Source organism: Flavobacterium sp. Flavsp81 (assembly GCF_059491325.1).
In genome coordinates this window covers 2832503-2853731 of the sequence record NZ_CP168505.1, presented here as the reverse complement: position 1 = coordinate 2853731, position 21229 = coordinate 2832503, and the positions used below count along the sequence as shown (strand labels likewise).

Below are 21229 nucleotides of genomic sequence, written 5' to 3'. Positions count from 1 at the left end.
TTTTTTATTAATTGAAGTCAAAATTTTGAATTCCAAAGATAGTAATTTATAAAAATTTAATCGGTTATATGAAATTGATTCTTGGCATAAAATCCTCTTAAATTGTGTTATAGATATGTTATTTATTGCCGTAGGAGATATTAAAAGCGTAAATTGAAAAAATAGTATTTAGCATTATAAAATGCTAGTCATAATTGTAAAAAATAAAAACGATGAATTATCAAGTTGTAATAAAGAATATCGATACGGTGAATGAAGTTGAAGGATATTGGTCAGATGAGGATTTAGTTACGCTATTACAAAGATTCAATTATCCGGATGGGGCTACAGCCGAGAAAAGCAGTTTGCCGGAGTTATTAGAAATGGCAATTTCGGATTACGAACCTAACGAAGCTGCACAAATTGTATTAGAATATAAATTGGGAGATGAATTAAGTGCCGGACAAATCGAACAGATATCGAATAATATGTTAATTGATAAAGTCTGTGAGGAATATCCGGAAATACATATGCAAGGCAGATTATTTCATGTCAATCAATTGCTTTTTAAGGCTTACAATGGGAAGTTTCCAAATGCAAAAGCGTCTGTTGTTCATTTCTCTATGACACCAACTGATGGAGAAGTACAAAAACTAACGGCAGAAAGTATCTTGAAGTTATTGAATAATGGCCTGTCTGACAGAAATCTGATTAAAAGATTATTTGAAGATCAAATGTCGCAAAACGTTCCGTTTCCTGAAGCCGATAGTATTATTTGGGAATTGACAACAGAAGACGATGTTAATTATAATCTGGTAACGTCAGAAAACTGGATAAATAAAGAAGATATCACTGAATATGAATTTGAATCTGTATTGGAGGAAATTGAAAATGAGGCATAACTTTATTATGAAACTATAACCAAAAGGCTTCACAATACGTGAAGCCTTTGTTGTTTAAGGTGTGTTTTTTCACAAAGATTCGCTAAGAAATAAAAGAGATTCACAAAGTTTTTCCTCAATAAAAAATGTGAAAAAATCTTAGTGAATCTTTGTGTTTTTATCTTGGTGTATCTCTGCGAAATAATCTTATTTTTTCAATCCTTCGGCAGCTTTATTAACTGCTGCTTTCAATTCTTCTTTGTATGAAATAATAGTGTCCAATACTTTTTTATCGTGGCTTCCGATAATTTGAGCTGCCAGAATTCCCGCATTTTTTGCTCCGTTCAAAGCAACTGTTGCAACCGGCACACCACCCGGCATTTGCAAAATAGATAAAACAGAATCCCAGCCATCAATAGAATTGCTTGATTTTACCGGAACTCCAATTACAGGAAGAGGCGACATCGAAGCTACCATTCCAGGTAAATGTGCTGCACCGCCAGCTCCGGCAATAATAACCGAAATGCCGCGTGTATGTGCATTTTTACTGAAATCGAATAATTTTTCCGGCGTTCTGTGTGCTGAAACAATATCTACTTCAACTTCAATATTAAATTGTTTTAATATATCGATGGCATCCTGCATGACTGGCATGTCTGAGATACTTCCCATGATGATGGCTACTTTGCTCATGTGTTTTGTTGTTTGTTTAAAACTGTTTGTTTTGTTTCAGGTTTCAGGTTGTGAACTGCGACTGAAAACTATATACTAATTACCTTAATCGTATTCTTAACTTCCTCTGCAATTCGTCTCGCCTCAACCATATCTTCATTTACAATCGTAACGTGACCCATTTTTCTGAAAGGTCTTGTTTGTTTTTTACCGTAAATATGGGGTGTAACACCATTCCAACCTAAAATGGTTTCGATGTTTTCGTACACTACATCTCCGGAAAAACCTTCGGCACCCACTAAATTTACCATAACTCCGGCAACTTTGCTGTCTGTGTTTCCTAAAGGAAGATCCAGAATCGCGCGTAAATGATTTTCGAATTGTGAAGTATAACTTGCTTCGATAGAATAATGACCCGAATTGTGTGGGCGGGGAGCGACTTCGTTTACCAAGATTTCATCGTTATTGGTTTGGAACATTTCAACAGCCAAAAGGCCAACGTGATTAAATTTCTCCGAAACATTCAAAGCAATTGCTCTGGCTTTTTCGGCTACTTTTTCGTCGATTCTTGCCGGACAGATTACATATTCAACTTGGTTGGCTTCCGGGTGAAATTCCATTTCAACAACCGGATAGGTTTTAATTTCTCCAGACGGATTTCTGCAAACGATAACGGCCAGTTCATTTTTGAACGGAATCATCGTTTCTGCAATACATTCTACATTTGGTAAACTGTCTAAATCAGAAGTCTGACGAATCACTTTTACGCCATTTCCGTCGTATCCAAACTCTGTACATTTCCATACAAAAGGCAATTTTATATCGTTGATTTTAGATTTTAGATGGTCTAAATTTTCAAATCTTTCAAAAGGTGCTGTCGGAATAGTATTGTCTGCGTAAAATTGTTTTTGGATTCCTTTATTCTGAATTCCTTTTAAGGTTTTTGGGGACGGGTACACTTTTACGCCTTCGTTTTCTAATTGCGTTAAAGCTTCAAGATTAACTAATTCAATTTCGAAAGTTAAAACATCAACTTGTTTTCCAAAATTGTAAACCGTTTCATAATCCATTAAATCGCCTTTGAAGAATTTATTACAGGCAATTTTACTCGGAGCTTCGTCACTTGGATCTAAAACATAAGTTTGAATGTCAAATTTTCGGGTGTCAGATAATAGCATTTTGCCTAATTGTCCGCCACCTAATATTCCTAATTTAAAATCAGAAGAAAAATAATTCATTGTTGTGTGTTTTTGCAAAGATACTTTTTAATCTTTTTTTTGCCACGAATTTCACGAATTTCACGAATTTTTTCAAGCTTTCACTCTACAGACAATATAATTAGAGAAAATTAGCGCAATTCGTGGCAAACTTTTTAAAAAATCATTCAAATCTTTTTAATCTGTGGCTATTTTATTTTCTTCAAAACTTCCTTTGCAACCGCTTTATATGCTGCCGAATGATCGCCATAATCTTTGTCCAGAATAATTTTCAGTTCAGGATGAATCCAGTCATAATGATTTCCTAAAAGATATAAAGTTCTTATGGAATAGGCTTTTGTGGCCACTTTTACATCATTTATCAACCAGTCAAAGGATGCCTCGATACAATCCTGAAGATTTTCTTCGGAAAGTAAAATGCAATTCCTATCTTTTTTATAATGAGATTTTACTAAAAGCTGAGTAACTTTTGCAATTGGTCGAATGGCACTTTCATCTTTTAAAACTTTCAGATTTGAGAAGAAAAAATCCAAATGTGGCTGAAGCCAAATCAATTCTTCATAAGATACAAATTCTAAAATCCAACAGGCTTTATGGTTGTTTTTGTCTGACGGCGAAAAACAAATCGAGGCTAATTCTTCAAATAAATCTTTATTTTCTAAAACTTCCTGAGCAACTTTCAGACGATTTTCCCTGTAGGCGTTTACGTAATCCAGTTTGATTTGCAGTTCAGATGGCATCTTTATAATTCTATTTAATTACGGGAAACTAAAATAAATAATTTAAAGAAACAGTTCCGTAATAATTTACGGGAAGTCCCGGATAATAATATCTTGGAGTTGCATTTCCGATAGCAACCGCATTTGGCAAAATTAACGAAGCATATTTTTCGTTGGCAATATTATTTATTCCGGCAGCAAGATTTGTAGTTAAACCGGGTAAGATTTCAAAGCGATAACCTGTTTTCAAATTGATAATAGAATACGAATCAGAGTAAATCGAATTGGCATCATTCATCGGAATTTCATCCACAAACTGATAATCAGCATTCAAATAAATTCCTAAGCGAGTATTTAAAAACAAACCTGCATTCACCTTATTTGAGGGAACTCCAGTTAATTTATTTCCCGAATAATCATTTTCGTAATCAATAAATTCTTTGAACTCATATTTTCCGACAGAAGCTCCAATGTAAGAGCTGAGAGTGAAAAAGCTATTGATTTGCCAATTGTGTTTTAATGTAATTTCAATTCCTTCATGAAATGTTTTTCCGGCATTCACACCAACATATTGATCATCACCAACTCGTTTTGCAACTAATAAATCTTTTATTTCCATTCTGTAAACAGCGAATTCTGTATAAAGTTTTTTATTGAAAAAATAGAGTTTCCCGCCGACTTCAAAGTTATAACCACTTTCAGGTTTTATATCAGGATTAATGGTGCCGTTGCTCGTAAGTGTTTCTTCTGTAGCCGGTAAAGAAAATCCACGGCTGGCTGAAAAATATAATGTTTTTTGCTGATTGGGTTTGAATAATAAAGAAAATTGTGGCGAAAAAATTCCATCGTAACTGTATTTTTCAGTTGAATTTTTTTGCGGGAGGAAGTTTGTCAGTTCAAAATGTGTTTTGTTATAATTTAAACCAAATTGAAGTTCGAATTTTTCAGAAAGCAACGATCTGATTTGTGAAAAAATATTGTAAAAATGCCTTTTTTGATCCGTTTCAGTCAGTTGATTTCCTTGTAAACTGCCTTGTCCGTTGTTTTGTTTGTATAAATTTTCAAAAGTATTTCCATTGTAACTGTCTGTAAAATATTCCATTCCGAGAATAAATTGATTCTTCAGTTCTCCAATTTCGAAATTTCCTGAAAACTGAGTTCTTGCTCCACTTGCGAAAGTATATTGGCGAAGAACATCAAAAGGCCTTGGTTCGTTGCTGTCTTTATAATTGATAAAAATCGATGTAGAGCTACTCAGGTTTTCATTAATTTTAAAATCATAAGCCAATCCGGCTAAAGTCGATTTGTATTCTTTAAATCCTTTTGAAGCAACCCAGGTTGGTGCACCGGATTGTGGACTGTTTTCAAACATTGCTTTATTAATCGAGCTTGGAATAAAAGCTTTAAGATATGTGTAATTCGAAAAATAAGTCAGCTTGCTGTTTTGCTTCTTAAACAATTCTCCTGCCAATGTAATTCCTTCCCGTTTATAAGCACTGTTTTGTCTCCAGCCGTCTGTTTCCAGCTTGTGGTAACTTAAATTTAAGCTGGCTTGCTTCTCATTCAAACTATAATTCAAACTGTTTTTTAATAAACCATAAGAGCCAAAAACAGAACTAATTCCTGCGTTTGATCCTTCTTTTTTTGAAAGTTGTGGAGAAATTAAAATCGCACCGCCCAATCCTGCGCCATAAACGCTTGAGAGTGGTCCTTTGATAATTTCAATCTGGCTGAGATTCTCCAAATCAATATCGTCAATCACTGTTTCGCTATTTCCTGAAGTCAGCGGAATACTGCCATAAAATGCCCTGATTTTATTCGTGCCATAAGGAGTTCTTGCGCCAATTCCGCGAATCGAAATTCGGGTTGTCGTAAAATTTGCTGACTGCATAAAAACTCCCGGAATTGTATTAATTACCGTGCTAATATCGGTAGTGTTGTTTTGCAGCAGATCTTTCTTGGATAAAATGCCAATAGAAGCCGGAGCATTTTGTAAATCTTTATTAATATGAAAGGAACTGATAATAACTTCTTCCAGCTTTTCTGTTTTTACAGTATCAATAGATTTACTTTTTTCTTGCGCAAAAGTGTTTTGAAAAATAATTAAAAGAAGAAAAAAGCAATATTTTTTTAAAAGCATAAAAGGATTTGGTTTAGCTGTTGGCTCAAATTTTAACACATAGAGACATAGTTTTGGTTTATGCATAAAGGCGTTTCACTTGCTGCAATATACATAGCTATGTGTGAAAACATGTTTTTTTAAAATTACCTTTTTAATACAAAAATCTATGTTTCTATGTGTTCGAATAATTGCAAAGTTAGGAATTTTGAATTTACTTGTTTGCTGTCACTTTCCAAATCGTATTTCCGCTGTCGTCATTAACCAAAAGTGACCCATTATTCATAACGGTAACAGCAACAGGGCGGCCGTAAACTTCAGCTTTTGCTTCATCTGCAATAAATCCGGTTAAAAAATCTTCGGGTTTTCCGGAAGGTTTTCCATTGGCAAACGGAATAAAAACAACTTTGTAACCTGATATTTTTGCCCGGTTCCAGGAACCATGCTGACCTACAAAAATTCCGTTTTTATACTTTTTAGGAAACGCGTCTTTATCATAAAAAGCCAAACCCAAAGAGGCAGTATGAGGACCAACAGGAACATCCGGAACAATTGCTTTTGCAGCTAAATCTTTGCGTTCGCCTTTCATTCTCGGGTCCAAAATATTTCCAAAATAGGAATAAGGCCAGCCATAAAAACCATCTTTTTTAACGCTAGTAACATAATCAGGAACCAGGTCATCGCCCAATTCATCGCGCTCATTAACGGCAGTCCAAAGTTCACCATTAACAGGATTCCAATCCATTCCAACAGGATTTCTAAGTCCTGATGCGTAAATTTTTTCACCTGTTCCGTCCGGATTAATTTCAAGAATAGCGGCGCGTCTTATTTCCTTATCTATTCCGTGTTCTGCAACATTGCTTCCGGATCCGACAGAAACATAGATTTTTGATCCGTCAGTATTTGTAATTATATTTCTTGTCCAGTGATTGTTGTAGCCGCCGGCAGGAAGTTCAAGGATTTTTGTGCCTTGCGTTTCCAGTTTCAAAGGATTGTTTTTATAAGGATAACGGTAAAGCCCGTCTGTATTTGCAATGTAGAAAAAGTCTTTCAGGACAAGCATTCCAAAAGGGCGGTTGAGGTTTGAAATAAAAACATTACGGGTCTCAAATTTCCCATCCTTATCCGCATCACGAAAAACAGTAATTTGATTTTTACTGGCTCTGGTGCCGCTTTCAACCACAAAAATATCATTATTTGGAGCGATATAAGTCCAACGCGGATTTTCTAAACCATCAGCAAATTTTGTTACCGTAAAACCTTCAGGAGCTTTTGGAGTTTTACCGTCTGGCCATTTTAGCACACGGCTGTTGTTTGTTTTAGATTCGGTTGCGTACGGCGGAGGCAAGGTAATTTCTCCAATAGCAGTTTTTACGATATTGCCGGGCTGTTTTGCCAAAGTCTCTTTTTCTTCTTTTTTGACTTGTCCGTTACAAGCTGTCATTAAAGTTAATAGCAATATTGAAAATATTTGTGTCACTGTTTTCATTGTGGTTTTGGGTTAATGGTTTAACTAACAACAATTTAATAAAATAAAAAATATTTCAAAGTGAAATTTTGTAAATATTAAGTGATATTTAACATTCTGAAAAAAAATAACTCACGATATATTTTGATGCCTGCATTTGGTTGTAATTCTGTATCTTTGCGCATTATTTTAAACATAAAAATAATGATACAACTTCACGATAAACAATTTGTTCCGTTTATTTCAGCAAAAGAAATTGATTTTGCTTTAACGAAAATAGTTGCACAAGTAGAAGATGATTTTAGAGATGATACTCCAATTTTTATTGGTGTTTTGAATGGTGCTTTTATGGTTGTTGCCGATTTTTTGAAAAAATATAAAAGCCCATGTGAGGTTTCATTTATCAAAATGGCTTCTTATGAAGGAACAGAATCTACCAATACCGTTAAAGAATTAATTGGAATCAATCAGGATTTGTCAGGCAGAAGCGTGATTATTATTGAGGATATTATCGATACCGGCAACACAATCGAAGAATTAAAAGCAATGTTTAAGGCACAAAACGTAAAGCATTTCAAAATTGCAACTTTATTCTTTAAGCCTGAAGCCTATAAAAAAGATATTAAGATTGATTATGTCGGAATCAGAATTCCAAATAAATTCATCGTTGGTTACGGTTTAGATTACGATGGCTTAGGAAGAAATTTATCTGAAGTATATAAATTAGCAGAATAATTAAAACACACATAACTATATATTCACTTTAAACTTCTTTATAATCAAGAAGTAACAACACAACAACTCGCATTATGATTAACATTGTTTTATTTGGAAAACCGGGAGCAGGAAAAGGAACTCAGGCAGAATTTTTAAAAGAAAAGTACAAATTAACACATCTTTCAACTGGAGATATATTTCGTTTTAATTTAAAAAATGATACAGATTTAGGAAAAAAAGCAAGGGTTTTTATGGATAATGGAGAGTTGGTGCCTTGCGAAGTAACAACTGGAATGTTGATTGAAGAAGTAAAAAAACACCCGGATACTGCAGGATTTTTATTCGACGGTTATCCAAGAACTTTAGAGCAGGCAGAAGCTTTAGATAAATTTTTACCAACAATTGGTTCAAGCGTTACAGCGACAATTGCATTAGAGGCTGATGATGAAATCCTGATAAAACGTTTGTTGGAAAGAGGAAAAACAAGTGGAAGAGTTGATGATCAGGATGAAGAAAAAATTCGTGTAAGATATCAGGAATATAATGAAAAAACAGCGCCGCTTATTGGATATTATAAAAATCAAAATAAGTTTTATGCTGTAGATGGTATAGGCACCGTCGAACAAATTACAGAGCGATTAACGTCAGTTATAGATAATTTGTAGAAGCTTTTTCCAGCTGTACGTTTCAAGTCCTCGCTAAAAAAACTATTTTTCCACACCATAAAACGAGCTTCCGCCGGTCGCTGTTTTCTGGCAGGAAAAATTAGTTTTTTTAGCTCCGGGCTTTTCTCTTCCATCAGGGCTATAAACATTTAGGTTACAAATTACATATTAACGACTATTCAATAACGAATTAACTACAAATTGGAAATACTAATAATATTTTTTCTAATACTATTAAACGGAGTTTTCTCTATGTCTGAAATCGCACTGATTTCGGCCAGAAAAACCAGATTGGAAACAGCTGCAAAAAAAGGGAATAAAAGCGCCAGAATTGCGCTCGATTTAGCCAATTCTCCTAACAAGTTTTTATCAACAGTACAAATCGGAATTACCTTAATCGGAATTTTAACAGGTATTTACAGTGGTGATAAAATCACGATGGATGTTGAAGTTTTTGTTGGTGGGTTTGCCATTTTAAAACCTTATGCACATTCGGTGGCAGTTGGGATTGTGGTTGTCATTCTAACATTTTTCTCTTTAGTTTTGGGAGAATTATTGCCAAAGCGAATCGGTCTGAACTATCCTGAAGCGATAGCAAAAGCAGTTGCACTGCCAATGAAAATTGTTTCAATAGTCACAGCACCGTTTATTTGGTTATTGACAACTTCAACAGAGTTTTTATTGAATGTTTTGCAGATAAAACCCTCAGCAGATGGTAAAGTTACCGAAGAAGAGATTAAAGCGATCATAAAAGAAGGAACCGAAGGAGGAGAAGTTCAGGAAATCGAACAGGATATCGTAGAACGCGTTTTCCATATTGGTGATCGAAAAGTAAATTCATTAATGACTCACCGAAAATCGGTAGATATGCTGCCTTTGGATGCGGATAAATCAAAAATTAAAGAATTGGTTTTGATGGATTTGCATACTGTTTATCCGGTTTACAATGACAACTACGATGACATTGTCGGAATCGTAACGCTTAAAAACATATTCGCCAACATCGAAAGCGACCATTTCGATTTATCGGCAATAATGACAGATCCTCCTTATTTAATGGAACAGACCACAGCTTACAAAGCATTGGAAAATTTTAAAAGAACAGGCGTTCACTATGCTTTGGTTTCAGATGAATATGGTGTTTTTCAGGGAATTATAACCTTAAATGATATTCTGGAAGCTTTAGTGGGAGATGCCTCTGATTTTTATAAGGATGAATTTCAGCTTGTCGAAAGAGAAGACGGTTCATGGCTGGTAGACGGACATTATTCGTTACATGATTTTCTAACCTATTTTGAGTTAGATGAATTAACAAACGATTACGAAGTAAACACCGTAAGCGGAATGATTATGACCGAGCTTTCACATATTCCAAAAGAAGGAGAGAAATTAATTTGGCAGAAATTTGTGTTGGAGGTCATCGATATGGATGGTGTAAAGATTGATAAAGTGTTGATAAAAGCACTAAAAGAGTAAAAACAATAGAAGTTAGGATATGATTTGGAGCAATCTGAAATCTAAAATCTAAATTCTGAAATTAAAGAAAATGACAGAAGGAAATTTTGTAGATTATGTTAAGATATATGTTTCTTCCGGAAAGGGAGGAAAAGGATCTACACATTTACATAGAGAGAAATTTATTGAAAAAGGAGGCCCGGACGGAGGTGATGGTGGTCGCGGTGGACACGTATATTTAGTTGGAAATAAAAGTCTTTGGACATTGTTTCACTTAAAATTTGCCCGTCACGTAAAAGCCGGACATGGCGGAGACGGTGGAGGTGACCGTAGTACAGGTGCAGACGGAGATGATAAATTTATCGAAGTACCTTTAGGAACTGTCGTAAAAGATAAAGAAACCGGAGAAACCTTATTCGAAATTACAGAAGACGGTGAAAAAAGAATCCTTTCAAAAGGAGGAAAAGGTGGTTTAGGAAACTGGCATTTTAGAAGTTCAACCAATCAAACACCAAGATATGCACAGCCAGGTTTGCCCGGAGTAGAAATGGATGTTATTCTGGAACTTAAAGTTTTGGCAGATGTTGGTCTGGTAGGTTTTCCTAATGCAGGAAAATCAACTTTATTGTCTGTATTAACTTCTGCAAAGCCAAAAATTGCCGATTATCCTTTTACAACTTTAAAACCAAACTTAGGAATTGTTGCATACAGGGATTATCAATCTTTCGTAATTGCGGATATTCCAGGAATTATTGAAGGTGCCGCAGAAGGAAAAGGTTTAGGACATTATTTCCTTCGCCACATTGAGCGTAATTCAACCTTATTATTTTTAGTTCCCGTTGACACGCCGGACATTAAAGGAGAATATGATATTTTGGTTAACGAATTGACAAAATACAATCCTGAAATGCTGGATAAGGAACGTCTTTTAGTTATCTCAAAATGTGATATGCTGGACGATGAACTCAAAGCCGAATTAAAAGTTGAATTAGATGTTGCTTTTAAAGATATTCCTTATATGTTTATTTCTTCCGTAGCACAACAAGGTCTGACAGATTTAAAAGATAAGCTATGGAAAATGCTAAATGATTAAAAATAATAATTTTTTTTAAAAAGGTGTTCTGTTTTCAGAACACCTTTTTGTTTTTGTAAATATTGAATTCGTAAAAAATGATTAAAAATTAAGCTATATGTTTAATTTTAAGGGTTAATGTGGTGATATAATTATGAAAATGAATTATCTTCGCAAAACTAATTCAATTATTATATGAAAAAAATAATCTTATTTTTTACGATGTGCCTGATGGCATTTCCCGTAAGAGCTGACGAAGGAATGTGGTTCTTGATGTTTATCGAAAGACTGAACCATAGAGATATGCAAAAAATGGGTTTGCAATTAACGGCCGAAGAAATTTACAGTATTAATCACCATAGTTTAAAAGATGCTATTGTACAATTTAACGGAGGCTGTACGGCTGAAATTGTTTCTAAAGAAGGTTTGGTTCTAACAAATCATCATTGTGGCTATAATGCAATCGCTGAGCTTTCATCTGCTGAACAGAACTATTTGAAAGATGGTTTTTGGGCAAAAGAAAAAAGTGCTGAGATGAAACCAAAATCTTTATACGTTCGTTTTTTCGTTCGTATGGATGATGTTTCCAAAAGAATTTTGTCAAAAGTAAATGATACAATGACAGAGACAGAAAGAAACAAAATCATTCAGCAGGAAATTGCTTTGATCGAAAAAGAAAATAACGAAGGCGGAAAATATACGGTTTCAGTTCGTCCTTTCTTTCAGGGAAATGAGTACTATTATTTCGTATACCAGGATTATACAGACGTTCGTTTAGTAGGTACACCACCGGAAAGCGTTGGTAAATTTGGTGGAGATACTGACAACTGGGAATGGCCTCGTCAAACCGGGGATTTCTCTATGTTTAGAGTTTACGCGGACAAAGACGGAAATCCTGCAGCTTATTCTAAAGATAATGTTCCTTTAAAGCCAAAACATTATTTGCCTGTAAGCATTAAAGGAGTTAAAGAAAATGATTTTGCAATGATTTTAGGTTATCCGGGAAGAACAAACCGTTGGATGCCGGCTGGCGGAATCGAGCAAAACATAAAATTTGCTTATCCTGCTTGGGTTGAAGGTGCAAAAACCGGAATGGACCAAATGAAAAAGTACATGGACAAAGACGCAACAGTTCGTTTGCAATATGCGTCTAAGTATGCTTCTACAGCAAATTACTGGAAAAACCGTCAGGGTATGATTGATGCATTGACAAAAGCAGGGACAGTTGATGTTAAAACGGCACAGGAAGATAAATTCTACGAATGGGCAAGTAAACCGGCTAATAAAGAAAAGTATGAAAATGTAATTCCGACTATTAATGATTATTACAGAGAAACGAATTTAAGAGCGCGTCATGATAATTACTTAATGCAGCTTTTACGAACTTCAGCTTACGCAACAGGTCCGGCAAATTTAGGAAACGCATTAATTGCGTACTCTAAGGAAAATGATGCAAAAAAAGCCGAAATGTTGCCTAAAATCAATGCGATGGTTGAAAGTATTTATGGTGAATTTTATGCTCCATTGGAAAAAGACGTATTAACAGCACAATTGAATTTGTATGCTTCTAAAGCGGCTGAATATGGTTTAGCTCCACAAATTGCTAAAATGAAATCAGTCAATAATGGTGATTTTACTGCTGATATAGCAAAAGCAACTGAAACCAGTTTTTTTACATCTAAAGAAAAAGTTTTAGAGTATATAGCAAATCCAAGGCCGGCTGCACTTCCGCTTGATCCTTTGTATATTATTTCGAATGATTTGCTTACTAAATATCGTGCTAAAACCGATGATCAGGCAAAAGCTGATGATGGTTTTGCAACTGCTTACCGTAAATTGGTTGAAGGTTTGAGAGAATCAAAATTAAACACAATAAAATATCCTGATGCAAACTCAACTTTGAGACTGACTTATGGAAAAGTTCGCGCTTTGCCTGCAGACCCACGCAATGATGCAAAAATAAACAACTACACAACCATGGAAAGTATGGTGAAAAAGTATAAAGCCGGAGATCAGGAATTTGATTTGCCAGCACGTTTATTAGAATTAAACAAAGCAAAAGATTACGGTCAGTATGCTGATAAAGCAGGATATATGCCAATTAATTTCCTAACAGATAATGATATTACAGGAGGAAATTCCGGTTCACCGGTTCTCAATGGAAAAGGAGAATTAATCGGGGTTGCCTTTGATGGAAATATCGAAGCGATGGCCGGAGACGTTATTTTTGATCCGAAATTACAAAGAACAATCAATGTAGATATTCGTTATGTACTTTGGATTATTGACAAATACGCCGGAGCTAAAAATATTATTGATGAAATGACAATTGTAAAATAATTTGATTTTTATCATAAAAGTAAACCCGACAATTAAGATTGTCGGGTTTTTTGGTTTATATTATATTTGTATATAAAAGATTGTCAGGCTGAACGGAGTCGAAGGCTCTAAGATTCAAAAGGCCTTCGACTCCGTTCAGCCTGACAAAAGAGGATGTTTTTTTTAGATTAAAAGTATCAATTAACTTTTATCCGAATTCCTTTAGTATGACTTGAAAATTCCGGAGCATACATACTCTCAATTGTGGTAATTCCGTTTGAAAATTCACCGCTGTTATTTACCCGAATATCATATTCCAATGCATAAGTTCCTTTGTCAATTTTGTCAAAAAAGAAATGTGTTGCAGCGTCTTTCGTACTCATGTAATATCCTAAACCATCCTTATATTGATATTCCGAAAGTAAATTTACAGGCTCAAAACAAGAAGCTCTCATATCTTTTAAGTGCACAAATTCCATATCTTCTTTGGATGAAATAATTAATCTGACAGTAACTAAATCTCCTGTTTTTAATTTATTTTTAGAAGTGATTTTTTCTAATTCCTTAATATCTGTAATTGTGGCTTCAATTTCATAATTAAAAATAGGTAATTGTTCTTTTGAATTGTTTTTTGATGGTAGTGCTGTGAAATCAATAGTAAATTTTCCTGAAGCATCCGTTTTTGTTTCTCCTGTAGCTAAAACTTCATTTTTCTCACGGCCATAATAATTTCTAAAATAAGTCGTATATCTTGTTACTGTATATTTTACACTTGCATCAGAAATATTACTTCCTGCAAAAGCCTTAGCATTTCCTTTTATTTTAACGTACTTATTAATCTGAAAACTTTCTTTTTTAGGTTCAAAAGTCACTTCGAATTTTGGGCGCTTGTATTCTTCGACGGTAAAATAATGTGCAGAGTTTTCAAAATCGGTATTATTCCAAAATGCTATTTCGTTTGCCGAGATGTTATCTGGCCTATGTGCTTTTATATGATAATTACCAGTCAATTCGGTTTTAGGCAGAATAAATTCACCAGAAAAAGAACCATATTCATTTGTTTTTACTTCAAATTCTTTTATGTTTTGATAGTTTACATCAGATACAATAATTTTATATAAAGTATTCGTTATAACACATGTTTTATTTTTATTTTTTTGAAATGCAATTCCTTTAAAATATACAATCTGACCTGGCCTGTAAATGGCGCGATCTAAGTAAAATTCAACTTTTGCATTTAGTTTTTCATTGTCAGGGGTTTTGTAGTTCTGAGTATATGGGATATAATTTTTATGAAGAATAATAGTGTCATTCGTATGAGAAAATTTAATTGGTCTGTAATAGTAATCGTCATTTTTAATTAGGAAAGATGCTTGTCCGTTTGAATCTGTTTTAGAAATTTTATCTGCAAATTCTATGGTAACATTTTCGAGAGGTTTTCCCGTTTTTCGATCAAAAACCTGATAAGTTTCTGTTTGATCCTTTTTTGACACAAGTACTGAAATATTCGAAATGGTAATGATTTCATGGCCATGTGCTTTTTGTTCTTTTAGATCTGAATCACTTTCAAAATAAACCAAATAATTTCCTGTTTGCAGTTTTGGTAATAGTACTTCTGTAGAACATGCATAATAATTGTTCTTATTAATCAGATTATAATTTTCAGAACTAACTTTATTTTGTTTATGAATAATTGAATTTACTAAACTGTCTTTTCCAGGTTCAGATAATTGGTGGAATTTGACGCTTTTAGACAAATCAATTTTATAAAAAGAAACCGTTAATTGATTTACATTTTTATAGCGAATGTAGGCTCTGGTGTTTTCATTTTGATAACTGTTTTTTTGAAGTTGGATAGATAGAAATTTTGAAAGAATTTCTTGCTTTTTAAAAGAAGCAAGTTTTGATGCATTTGACTGATCATTTATTTTTATAATCTCATCAATTATTGAAAGGGCTTCAATATTATTGTTTGGATATAATTCCTTGGAAGCTTTTTCGATTAAGATATTTGCTTTTTGCAGTTTTATATTTTGAATAAGATATTTATCCAGAATTTCTTTTTCTAATCTGTCTAAAAAAATTTTGAAAGTTTCATCAGATTTTAGCAAATGACTATAGCAAAATTTTGCACGTTCAAATTGATTCTGAAATGATGGATTACTTACTTCCAGTTTTTGAGATAAAACTTTTTTAGCATTTTCTTCTGAAACAAAACTAAGATTGAGTTTTAAAAATAATTCAGAATTGCCTAAGAGTTTATCTTTATGATCAATGAAATCATTGTCTTGAATTTTCCAAGATTGTATTTTTTCGGTATAAAAAGCAATGTTTTCTTTCAGCAAATAATCATATAAAGTTTCTTTTTTGAACTTTTCTAAGAATGAAAAATCAAAAATAGCTTTATAATTAAGTAATGGAGTCGTTTTTAGAATTTCTTCATTTTCTAATGTTTTTTCAAAAGCAAGTACTACATCATTTTCAGATGTAATCTCCAGTGGTATATAATCTGATTTAGGAACAGCTACAGAATCAATAGCTGAAAATTCAACATTGGCAGTATCAATAACTGCAAGCGCTGTGTCAATTGTAGCAGCTGCCTTGTCAATCAATACTGCAGCACTATCAACTACCGCAGCTGCATCATCAACTGCAACAGCAGTACTATCAACATTTGCATATGCTTCATCATAATTCGAATAATCTTTTAGGTATTTTGCATAAATTAAATTCAAAATTGCTTTGGATGGAATTGAAACACGATTAATATCAGTCTTGAGATTAATTACAATTTTGCTTTTTGCATTTTCCTCAAGTACCTGAAGATATTTTGATTGATAAAAAAAACATTTTATCATTTGTACTTCATCTCTTTTTGAAACGGCTTTCTTGTAAATTTGATCAACGATTTTACTTGCAGATTTTATTTTACCTTCATTTTCAGGGCTATAACTTTGTCCCATTTTTTATCAGTTTGTTGCCCAAACAGAGATGAAGAAAGTAAGAGGAAAGCAAGTAATGTATTTTTCATAGCAAAGTTTTAATATATAGATGGCGATTTTGAAGAAAAGGTTGGGGAAGTATTAAAATAATTTTCGTACAAATTAGTAATTTGTCTTCAAAATCAAATGTTCGCTTTAATATTTCCTTATTTTTGAGATATGAAAAAGCTCCTGTTTCTATTTTTACTTATGCCAATTTTAATATGGTCACAATCGAATTTCGAAAAAGGAGAAAAATTATTTCATGCAAAAAAGTTTGATGAAGCACAAACTGCTTTTAAAGAGGTTTTAAAATCCAAACCTTCAGATGTGAAATCAATAGAGTATTTAGGAGATATTGCTTCTCATAATAAAAACTGGAAAGACGCAGTAGAATATTATAAAAAACTTAAGGAATTAAAGCCCACTGAGGCAAATTATTTCTTTAAATACGGGGGCGCTTTAGGAATGCGGGCTTCAGAAGTAAATAAATTTAAAGCTTTGGGAATGGCAGATGAAGTAAAAGAATCATTCGAAAAAGCAATCAAACTAAATCCAAAGCATATTCAGGCCCGTTGGGGATTAGTGGAATATTATTTGAATTTACCGGGGATTTTTGGCGGCAGCGAATCTAAGGCAATTTTATATTCAAATGAATTATTGCAGTTATCGGCTGTTGATGGATATCTGTCAAGAGGTAAAATTGAAGAATATTTTAAAAGATACTCCGCAGCTGAAAAATATTATATAAAAGCGAATGAAATTGGTAAATCAAAAACTACGTTTCAAAAATTATATAATTTATATTTGAACAAATTAAAAGATGCTAAAAAAGCACAGGAATTAAAAAGAAAATTTGACTCATAATAATCAAATCTCAAATAATCTAAATTCTGAGAAATAACGGAATTTGGAACTTAAAAATTGGAATTTTAAATGAAAACACATTTCATCGCCATCGGCGGAAGCGCTATGCACAATTTAGCATTAGCATTACATAACAAAGGATATCAGGTTACAGGAAGTGACGACGCAATCTTTGAACCATCAAAATCGAGATTAGAAAAAAAAGGAATTTTACCTGCTGAATTAGGTTGGTTTCCTGAAAAAATAACTGCAGATCTTGAAGCCGTAATTTTAGGAATGCATGCAAAAGCAGATAATCCGGAATTATTAAAAGCACAGGAGTTAGGATTAAAAATCTATTCATATCCGGAATTTTTGTATGAGCAATCTAAAAATAAAACCCGTGTTGTTATTGGTGGTTCTCATGGAAAAACAACTATTACTTCGATGATTCTGCATGTAATGCATTATCATAATATCGAAGTTGATTATATGGTTGGCGCACAATTGGAAGGTTTTGATACTATGGTACATCTTACTGAGGAAAATGATTTTATGGTTCTTGAAGGAGACGAGTATTTATCTTCTCCGATAGATAGACGCCCAAAATTTCACTTATATCAACCTAATATAGCGTTAATTTCAGGAATTGCCTGGGATCACATTAATGTGTTTCCAACGTATGAGAATTATGTTGAGCAGTTTGAAATTTTTATTGCTAAAATTACGAATGGCGGAATTTTGGTTTATAACGAAAATGATCCTGAAGTGAAGCGTGTTTCTGAAGCTGCTACAAACCCGATTCGTAAATTGGCATATCATACACCTGAATATACCGTTAGTGATGGTGTTACTTTATTAAAAACACCGGAAGGAGATATGCCAATCGAGGTTTTTGGAGCACATAACCTGAATAATTTAGCCGGAGCCAAATGGATCTGCCAAAACATGGGTGTGGACGAAGCCGATTTTTATGAAGCAATTGCAAGTTTTAAAGGAGCTTCGAAAAGATTAGAAAAAATTGCAGAAGGTAAAGGAAAAGTAGCTTATAAAGATTTTGCACATTCTCCAAGTAAAGTAGCCGCAACAACCAAAGCTGTAAAAGAGCAATATCCGAACAGAACTTTGGTAGCATGTTTGGAATTGCATACTTACAGCAGCTTAAATGCCGAATTTTTAAAAGAATATGAAGGTGCTCTTGAATATGCAGATGTTGCCGTTGTTTTCTATTCGCCGGATGCAGTAAAAATTAAACAATTGGAAGAAGTTACTTATGAACAAATTGCAAGTTCATTCAATAGAAAAGATTTGATTATTTATACGAACCCAGCAGAATTTAAAGAGTATTTATTCAAGTTAAATCTTGATAACTCTGCATTGCTTTTGATGAGTTCAGGTAATTATGGAGGTTTGAATTTTGATGAGGTAAAGGGTTTGATTAATTAGATAATTTGTCAATTAGAAAATTAGATAATGTGCCAATCACTATTGTGGTTGGCATTTTTTTTGTTTTTGGAATCTGGAATTTATGTTTTGGAATTTGTATAGCTATAATGCCCCACAATTTTATATTCAAACAAACAATCTTCCAAAACTTGTCCGCCGCCAACATTATGGACAATAAGATTTCGTTTACCATCTTCTGATTTTTTATTGGTGATAATTCCAATATGAGGCAACTTCCCGTTAATCATCCAGGTTACAATTTCTCCTGTTTTATAATCTTTTACATCTTCAGAAACAGGTAATTTTGTTCCTCTTCTTTCAAAGAAAACTTCTAAATTAGGAACTCTTCGATGGTTGATATTTGTATCAGTTTTTGTCATTCCCCATTTTTTTAAATTTGGATACTCAGAAAAATTAGCGGCCATATCTTCGTGTACTTCTTTTTGTAAATCAATATTTAATTTTCTATAGGAGCGAATAATTACATCGGTACAAACTCCCTTATTTTCCGGAATATCACCATTTGGATATTTTATAGAAAAATAGGCAGGATCATAATCGATTGAAGGATTAATTATAGATATTGCAGCATTAGATAATTTTTCCTCAAACGTATTGACTGTTTGTGTAGGGGCGAATGATAAAGTTTTATTTTTTCCTTTTTGACTGCATGAATAAAACAACACTACCATTAACAGGATACAAATACGTTTCATCGTTTTTTGTTTAAAATTAAACATATTTAAGATAGGATTTAAATTTAATTTGACTGAAATTTCTTCTTTTTTATGTAGTTTAGCCAAACAAGATATTTTTATATGAATGCAAAGATTAAAGTTGAGAAAACAACCAGTGAAAACTCTGATTTTATATTTTTAACAGAAACTTTTGATGCTTATTTATGGGATCGCTATCCAGAGCTGAAAAAGGATTATTGGGGTAATAATTTAATTGAGTTTAATGAAAATGTATTGATTGTTTATTTAGATGAAAAACCTGTTGCCTGCGGTTGTTTCAAAAAATATAATAAAGAATCTGTTGAGCTGAAACGTATGTTTGTTTTACCCGAAGCAAGAGGTTTAGGCCTGGCTCAGCTAGTGATTAAGGAATTAGAATTAGAGGCAAAAAATCAAGGTTTCGAAGTTTTGATATTAGAAACTTTATACAAACAAACTGAAGCTATTAATTTATATCAAAAAGCAGGTTTTAAAATTGTAGAAAATTATGAGCCTTATGTCGGTTTGTTGAATAGTGTCTGTATGAGTAAATCTATTATTTAAATTTTATGACAATGGAACCAACACATTTCCCTATCAGAAACTGGTCTGATGATGACAGGCCACGCGAGAAATTGATGCTCAAAGGCAAAAGTGCTTTAAGTGATGCTGAGTTGATTGCAATTTTAATCAGTTCCGGAAGCAGAAATGAATCTGCAGTTGATTTAAGTAAACGTATTTTGGCAGGTGCAGATAGCCTAAATTCCCTAGGAAAAATGTCGATCTCGCAATTGATGAATTTTAAAGGAATAGGGGAGGCGAAAGCTATTGCAATTATTGCTGCCCTTGAATTAGGCCGCCGTCGAAGAGCCGAAGACACTGTTGAATTGGTAAAAATCACTTCAAGTAAATTAGTTTTCGAAATCATGCAGCCTATTATTGGTGAGCTTCCTCATGAGGAATTTTGGGTGCTTTTTCTGAATAATTCAAATAAAGTAATTTTAAAGTCTCAATTAAGTAAAGGCGGGATTTCAGGGACTATTGTCGATGTTCGTTTGGTTTTTAAATTAGCACTCGAAATAGGTGCTACAAGCTTGATTTTGTGTCATAATCATCCGTCAGGAAATTTAGCGCCCAGTGAGGCTGATAAACAGATTACAAAAAAATTAAAGCTGGCAGGAGATAGTTTAGATGTTAAAGTTTTAGATCATTTGATTATTACTGAAACAAAATATTATAGTTTTGTAGATAAAGGAATTTTTTAAATTATGAATACCAATATTACAGATGTTTTTTTTGATTTAGATCATACACTTTGGGATTTTGATAAAAATTCAGAAATGGCATTTAATCGCATTTTTAAGGATAGATTTTCCGGGATCAATTGTAATGATTTTATTGAAAAATATGTTCCTATAAACCAGGCTTGCTGGAAATTATATCAAAACGATAAAATTACCCATTTGGAATTACGTTATAACAGGCTCAGGTTTTCTTTTGATGCTCTTAATATAGTTATTTCAGATGATGATATTAATCAGATTGCAAATGATTATATAGAATTTCTAACAGATAATAATCATCTTTTTGATGGGGCAATTGAAGTTTTGGAGTATTTAAAACCAAAATATAAATTACATATTATTACGAATGGTTTTGCAAATGTGCAGAATAAAAAAATAAATAATGCGGCACTTTCAGGATATTTTAATACTATAACAAATTCTGAACTGGCTGGCGTAAAAAAACCAAATAGTATTATCTTTGATTATGCTGCTCGTTTGGCTCAGGCACCAAAAAAAAATTGCCTAATGATTGGCGATTGTTTGGATGCAGATGTTAACGGAGCATTAAATGCTGGCTTGGATGCTATTTTTTTTAATGATAAAAAAATTGAGGCCCCTGAAAATATTAAACAAATAAATCATTTATTAGAACTTAAAAAATATTTATAATT

Annotated in this window: 18 protein-coding genes; 11 read left to right on the top strand and 7 right to left on the bottom strand. The window is 33.3% G+C overall.

Going from position 1 to position 21229, the window contains the following annotated elements; genetic code table 11:
- The first annotated feature begins 212 nt into the window (after nucleotides 1-212).
- Complete coding sequence (locus ACEN92_RS11995; RefSeq protein WP_495638599.1) at nucleotides 213-881, top strand: hypothetical protein; 669 nt, start codon at nucleotides 213-215, stop codon at nucleotides 879-881.
- Nucleotides 882-1067: 186 nt separating this feature from the next.
- Here ACEN92_RS11995 and purE read toward each other — a convergent pair whose 3' ends face one another.
- The 5 genes from purE to ACEN92_RS11970 form a co-directional block, all read right to left on the bottom strand.
- On the bottom strand, nucleotides 1068-1553 hold the full coding sequence (purE, locus tag ACEN92_RS11990; RefSeq protein WP_007803541.1) for a 5-(carboxyamino)imidazole ribonucleotide mutase: 486 nt from the start codon (nucleotides 1551-1553) through the stop codon (nucleotides 1068-1070).
- Between the two features lie 68 nt (nucleotides 1554-1621).
- Nucleotides 1622-2770, bottom strand: a complete 1149-nt coding sequence (locus tag ACEN92_RS11985) for a 5-(carboxyamino)imidazole ribonucleotide synthase (protein ID WP_495638598.1) — start codon at nucleotides 2768-2770, stop codon at nucleotides 1622-1624.
- 167 nt (nucleotides 2771-2937) lie between these two features.
- Nucleotides 2938-3489, bottom strand: a complete 552-nt coding sequence (locus ACEN92_RS11980; protein ID WP_495638597.1) for a HEAT-like fold family protein — start codon at nucleotides 3487-3489, stop codon at nucleotides 2938-2940.
- Between the two features lie 28 nt (nucleotides 3490-3517).
- Nucleotides 3518-5608: a TonB-dependent receptor gene (locus ACEN92_RS11975; protein ID WP_495638596.1), complete on the bottom strand. Its 2091-nt coding sequence runs from the start codon at nucleotides 5606-5608 to the stop codon at nucleotides 3518-3520.
- Between the two features lie 193 nt (nucleotides 5609-5801).
- Nucleotides 5802-7076, bottom strand: coding sequence for a PQQ-dependent sugar dehydrogenase (locus ACEN92_RS11970; RefSeq protein ID WP_495638595.1), 1275 nt, complete (start codon nucleotides 7074-7076; stop codon nucleotides 5802-5804).
- 183 nt (nucleotides 7077-7259) lie between these two features.
- Between ACEN92_RS11970 and hpt the strand changes: the two genes are divergently transcribed.
- From hpt to ACEN92_RS11945, 5 genes are all read left to right on the top strand, one after another.
- Nucleotides 7260-7790, top strand: coding sequence for a hypoxanthine phosphoribosyltransferase (hpt, locus tag ACEN92_RS11965; protein ID WP_495638594.1), 531 nt, complete (start codon nucleotides 7260-7262; stop codon nucleotides 7788-7790).
- A gap of 74 nt (nucleotides 7791-7864) precedes the next feature.
- Nucleotides 7865-8437 carry an adenylate kinase gene (locus tag ACEN92_RS11960; protein WP_495638593.1) on the top strand — a complete coding sequence of 191 codons (573 nt, stop codon included), beginning with the start codon at nucleotides 7865-7867 and terminating at the stop codon, nucleotides 8435-8437.
- A 201-nt stretch (nucleotides 8438-8638) separates the two neighbouring features.
- Entirely contained in the window at nucleotides 8639-9913 is a 1275-nt protein-coding gene (locus ACEN92_RS11955; protein WP_495638592.1) for a hemolysin family protein, read from the top strand.
- 70 nt (nucleotides 9914-9983) lie between these two features.
- Complete coding sequence (obgE, locus tag ACEN92_RS11950; protein WP_495638591.1) at nucleotides 9984-10985, top strand: GTPase ObgE; 1002 nt, start codon at nucleotides 9984-9986, stop codon at nucleotides 10983-10985.
- Between the two features lie 174 nt (nucleotides 10986-11159).
- Entirely contained in the window at nucleotides 11160-13304 is a 2145-nt protein-coding gene (locus ACEN92_RS11945) for a S46 family peptidase (RefSeq protein ID WP_495638590.1), read from the top strand.
- Between the two features lie 176 nt (nucleotides 13305-13480).
- On the opposite strand, the gene ACEN92_RS11940 is transcribed toward ACEN92_RS11945, so the two are convergent.
- Nucleotides 13481-16246: an alpha-2-macroglobulin family protein gene (locus ACEN92_RS11940; RefSeq protein ID WP_495638589.1), complete on the bottom strand. Its 2766-nt coding sequence runs from the start codon at nucleotides 16244-16246 to the stop codon at nucleotides 13481-13483.
- A gap of 228 nt (nucleotides 16247-16474) precedes the next feature.
- Here ACEN92_RS11940 and ACEN92_RS11935 point away from each other — a divergent pair, with 228 nt between their 5' ends.
- Both ACEN92_RS11935 and ACEN92_RS11930 read left to right on the top strand, forming a co-directional pair.
- Entirely contained in the window at nucleotides 16475-17131 is a 657-nt protein-coding gene (locus ACEN92_RS11935) for a tetratricopeptide repeat protein (protein WP_495638588.1), read from the top strand.
- Between the two features lie 69 nt (nucleotides 17132-17200).
- A complete protein-coding gene (locus ACEN92_RS11930) occupies nucleotides 17201-18556 on the top strand; it encodes a UDP-N-acetylmuramate--L-alanine ligase (RefSeq protein WP_495638587.1) in 1356 nt (451 codons plus the stop codon).
- 80 nt (nucleotides 18557-18636) lie between these two features.
- Here the strand turns inward: ACEN92_RS11930 and ACEN92_RS11925 are convergent, their stop codons facing one another.
- Nucleotides 18637-19272 (bottom strand): DUF1287 domain-containing protein, encoded by a 636-nt coding sequence (locus tag ACEN92_RS11925; protein ID WP_495638586.1) that lies wholly within the window; start codon nucleotides 19270-19272, stop codon nucleotides 18637-18639.
- A 102-nt stretch (nucleotides 19273-19374) separates the two neighbouring features.
- Here ACEN92_RS11925 and ACEN92_RS11920 point away from each other — a divergent pair, with 102 nt between their 5' ends.
- The 3 genes from ACEN92_RS11920 to ACEN92_RS11910 are packed head-to-tail and all read left to right on the top strand — an operon-like array spanning nucleotide 19375 to nucleotide 21227.
- Complete coding sequence (locus ACEN92_RS11920; protein WP_495638585.1) at nucleotides 19375-19836, top strand: GNAT family N-acetyltransferase; 462 nt, start codon at nucleotides 19375-19377, stop codon at nucleotides 19834-19836.
- 11 nt (nucleotides 19837-19847) lie between these two features.
- On the top strand, nucleotides 19848-20537 hold the full coding sequence (gene radC / locus ACEN92_RS11915) for a RadC family protein (protein WP_495638584.1): 690 nt from the start codon (nucleotides 19848-19850) through the stop codon (nucleotides 20535-20537).
- A 3-nt stretch (nucleotides 20538-20540) separates the two neighbouring features.
- On the top strand, nucleotides 20541-21227 hold the full coding sequence (locus tag ACEN92_RS11910; RefSeq protein ID WP_495638583.1) for a YjjG family noncanonical pyrimidine nucleotidase: 687 nt from the start codon (nucleotides 20541-20543) through the stop codon (nucleotides 21225-21227).
- Nucleotides 21228-21229 lie beyond the last annotated feature (2 nt).

Coding starts and splice junctions, on each gene's coding strand:
- ACEN92_RS11995 (WP_495638599.1), top strand. CDS start 213: ATGAATTATCAAGTTGTAATAAAGAATATCGATACGGTGAATGAAGTT.
- purE (WP_007803541.1), bottom strand. CDS start 1,553: ATGAGCAAAGTAGCCATCATCATGGGAAGTATCTCAGACATGCCAGTC.
- ACEN92_RS11985 (WP_495638598.1), bottom strand. CDS start 2,770: ATGAATTATTTTTCTTCTGATTTTAAATTAGGAATATTAGGTGGCGGA.
- ACEN92_RS11980 (WP_495638597.1), bottom strand. CDS start 3,489: ATGCCATCTGAACTGCAAATCAAACTGGATTACGTAAACGCCTACAGG.
- ACEN92_RS11975 (WP_495638596.1), bottom strand. CDS start 5,608: ATGCTTTTAAAAAAATATTGCTTTTTTCTTCTTTTAATTATTTTTCAA.
- ACEN92_RS11970 (WP_495638595.1), bottom strand. CDS start 7,076: ATGAAAACAGTGACACAAATATTTTCAATATTGCTATTAACTTTAATG.
- hpt (WP_495638594.1), top strand. CDS start 7,260: ATGATACAACTTCACGATAAACAATTTGTTCCGTTTATTTCAGCAAAA.
- ACEN92_RS11960 (WP_495638593.1), top strand. CDS start 7,865: ATGATTAACATTGTTTTATTTGGAAAACCGGGAGCAGGAAAAGGAACT.
- obgE (WP_495638591.1), top strand. CDS start 9,984: ATGACAGAAGGAAATTTTGTAGATTATGTTAAGATATATGTTTCTTCC.
- ACEN92_RS11945 (WP_495638590.1), top strand. CDS start 11,160: ATGAAAAAAATAATCTTATTTTTTACGATGTGCCTGATGGCATTTCCC.
- ACEN92_RS11940 (WP_495638589.1), bottom strand. CDS start 16,246: ATGGGACAAAGTTATAGCCCTGAAAATGAAGGTAAAATAAAATCTGCA.
- ACEN92_RS11935 (WP_495638588.1), top strand. CDS start 16,475: ATGCCAATTTTAATATGGTCACAATCGAATTTCGAAAAAGGAGAAAAA.
- ACEN92_RS11930 (WP_495638587.1), top strand. CDS start 17,201: ATGAAAACACATTTCATCGCCATCGGCGGAAGCGCTATGCACAATTTA.
- ACEN92_RS11925 (WP_495638586.1), bottom strand. CDS start 19,272: ATGAAACGTATTTGTATCCTGTTAATGGTAGTGTTGTTTTATTCATGC.
- ACEN92_RS11920 (WP_495638585.1), top strand. CDS start 19,375: ATGAATGCAAAGATTAAAGTTGAGAAAACAACCAGTGAAAACTCTGAT.
- radC (WP_495638584.1), top strand. CDS start 19,848: ATGGAACCAACACATTTCCCTATCAGAAACTGGTCTGATGATGACAGG.
- ACEN92_RS11910 (WP_495638583.1), top strand. CDS start 20,541: ATGAATACCAATATTACAGATGTTTTTTTTGATTTAGATCATACACTT.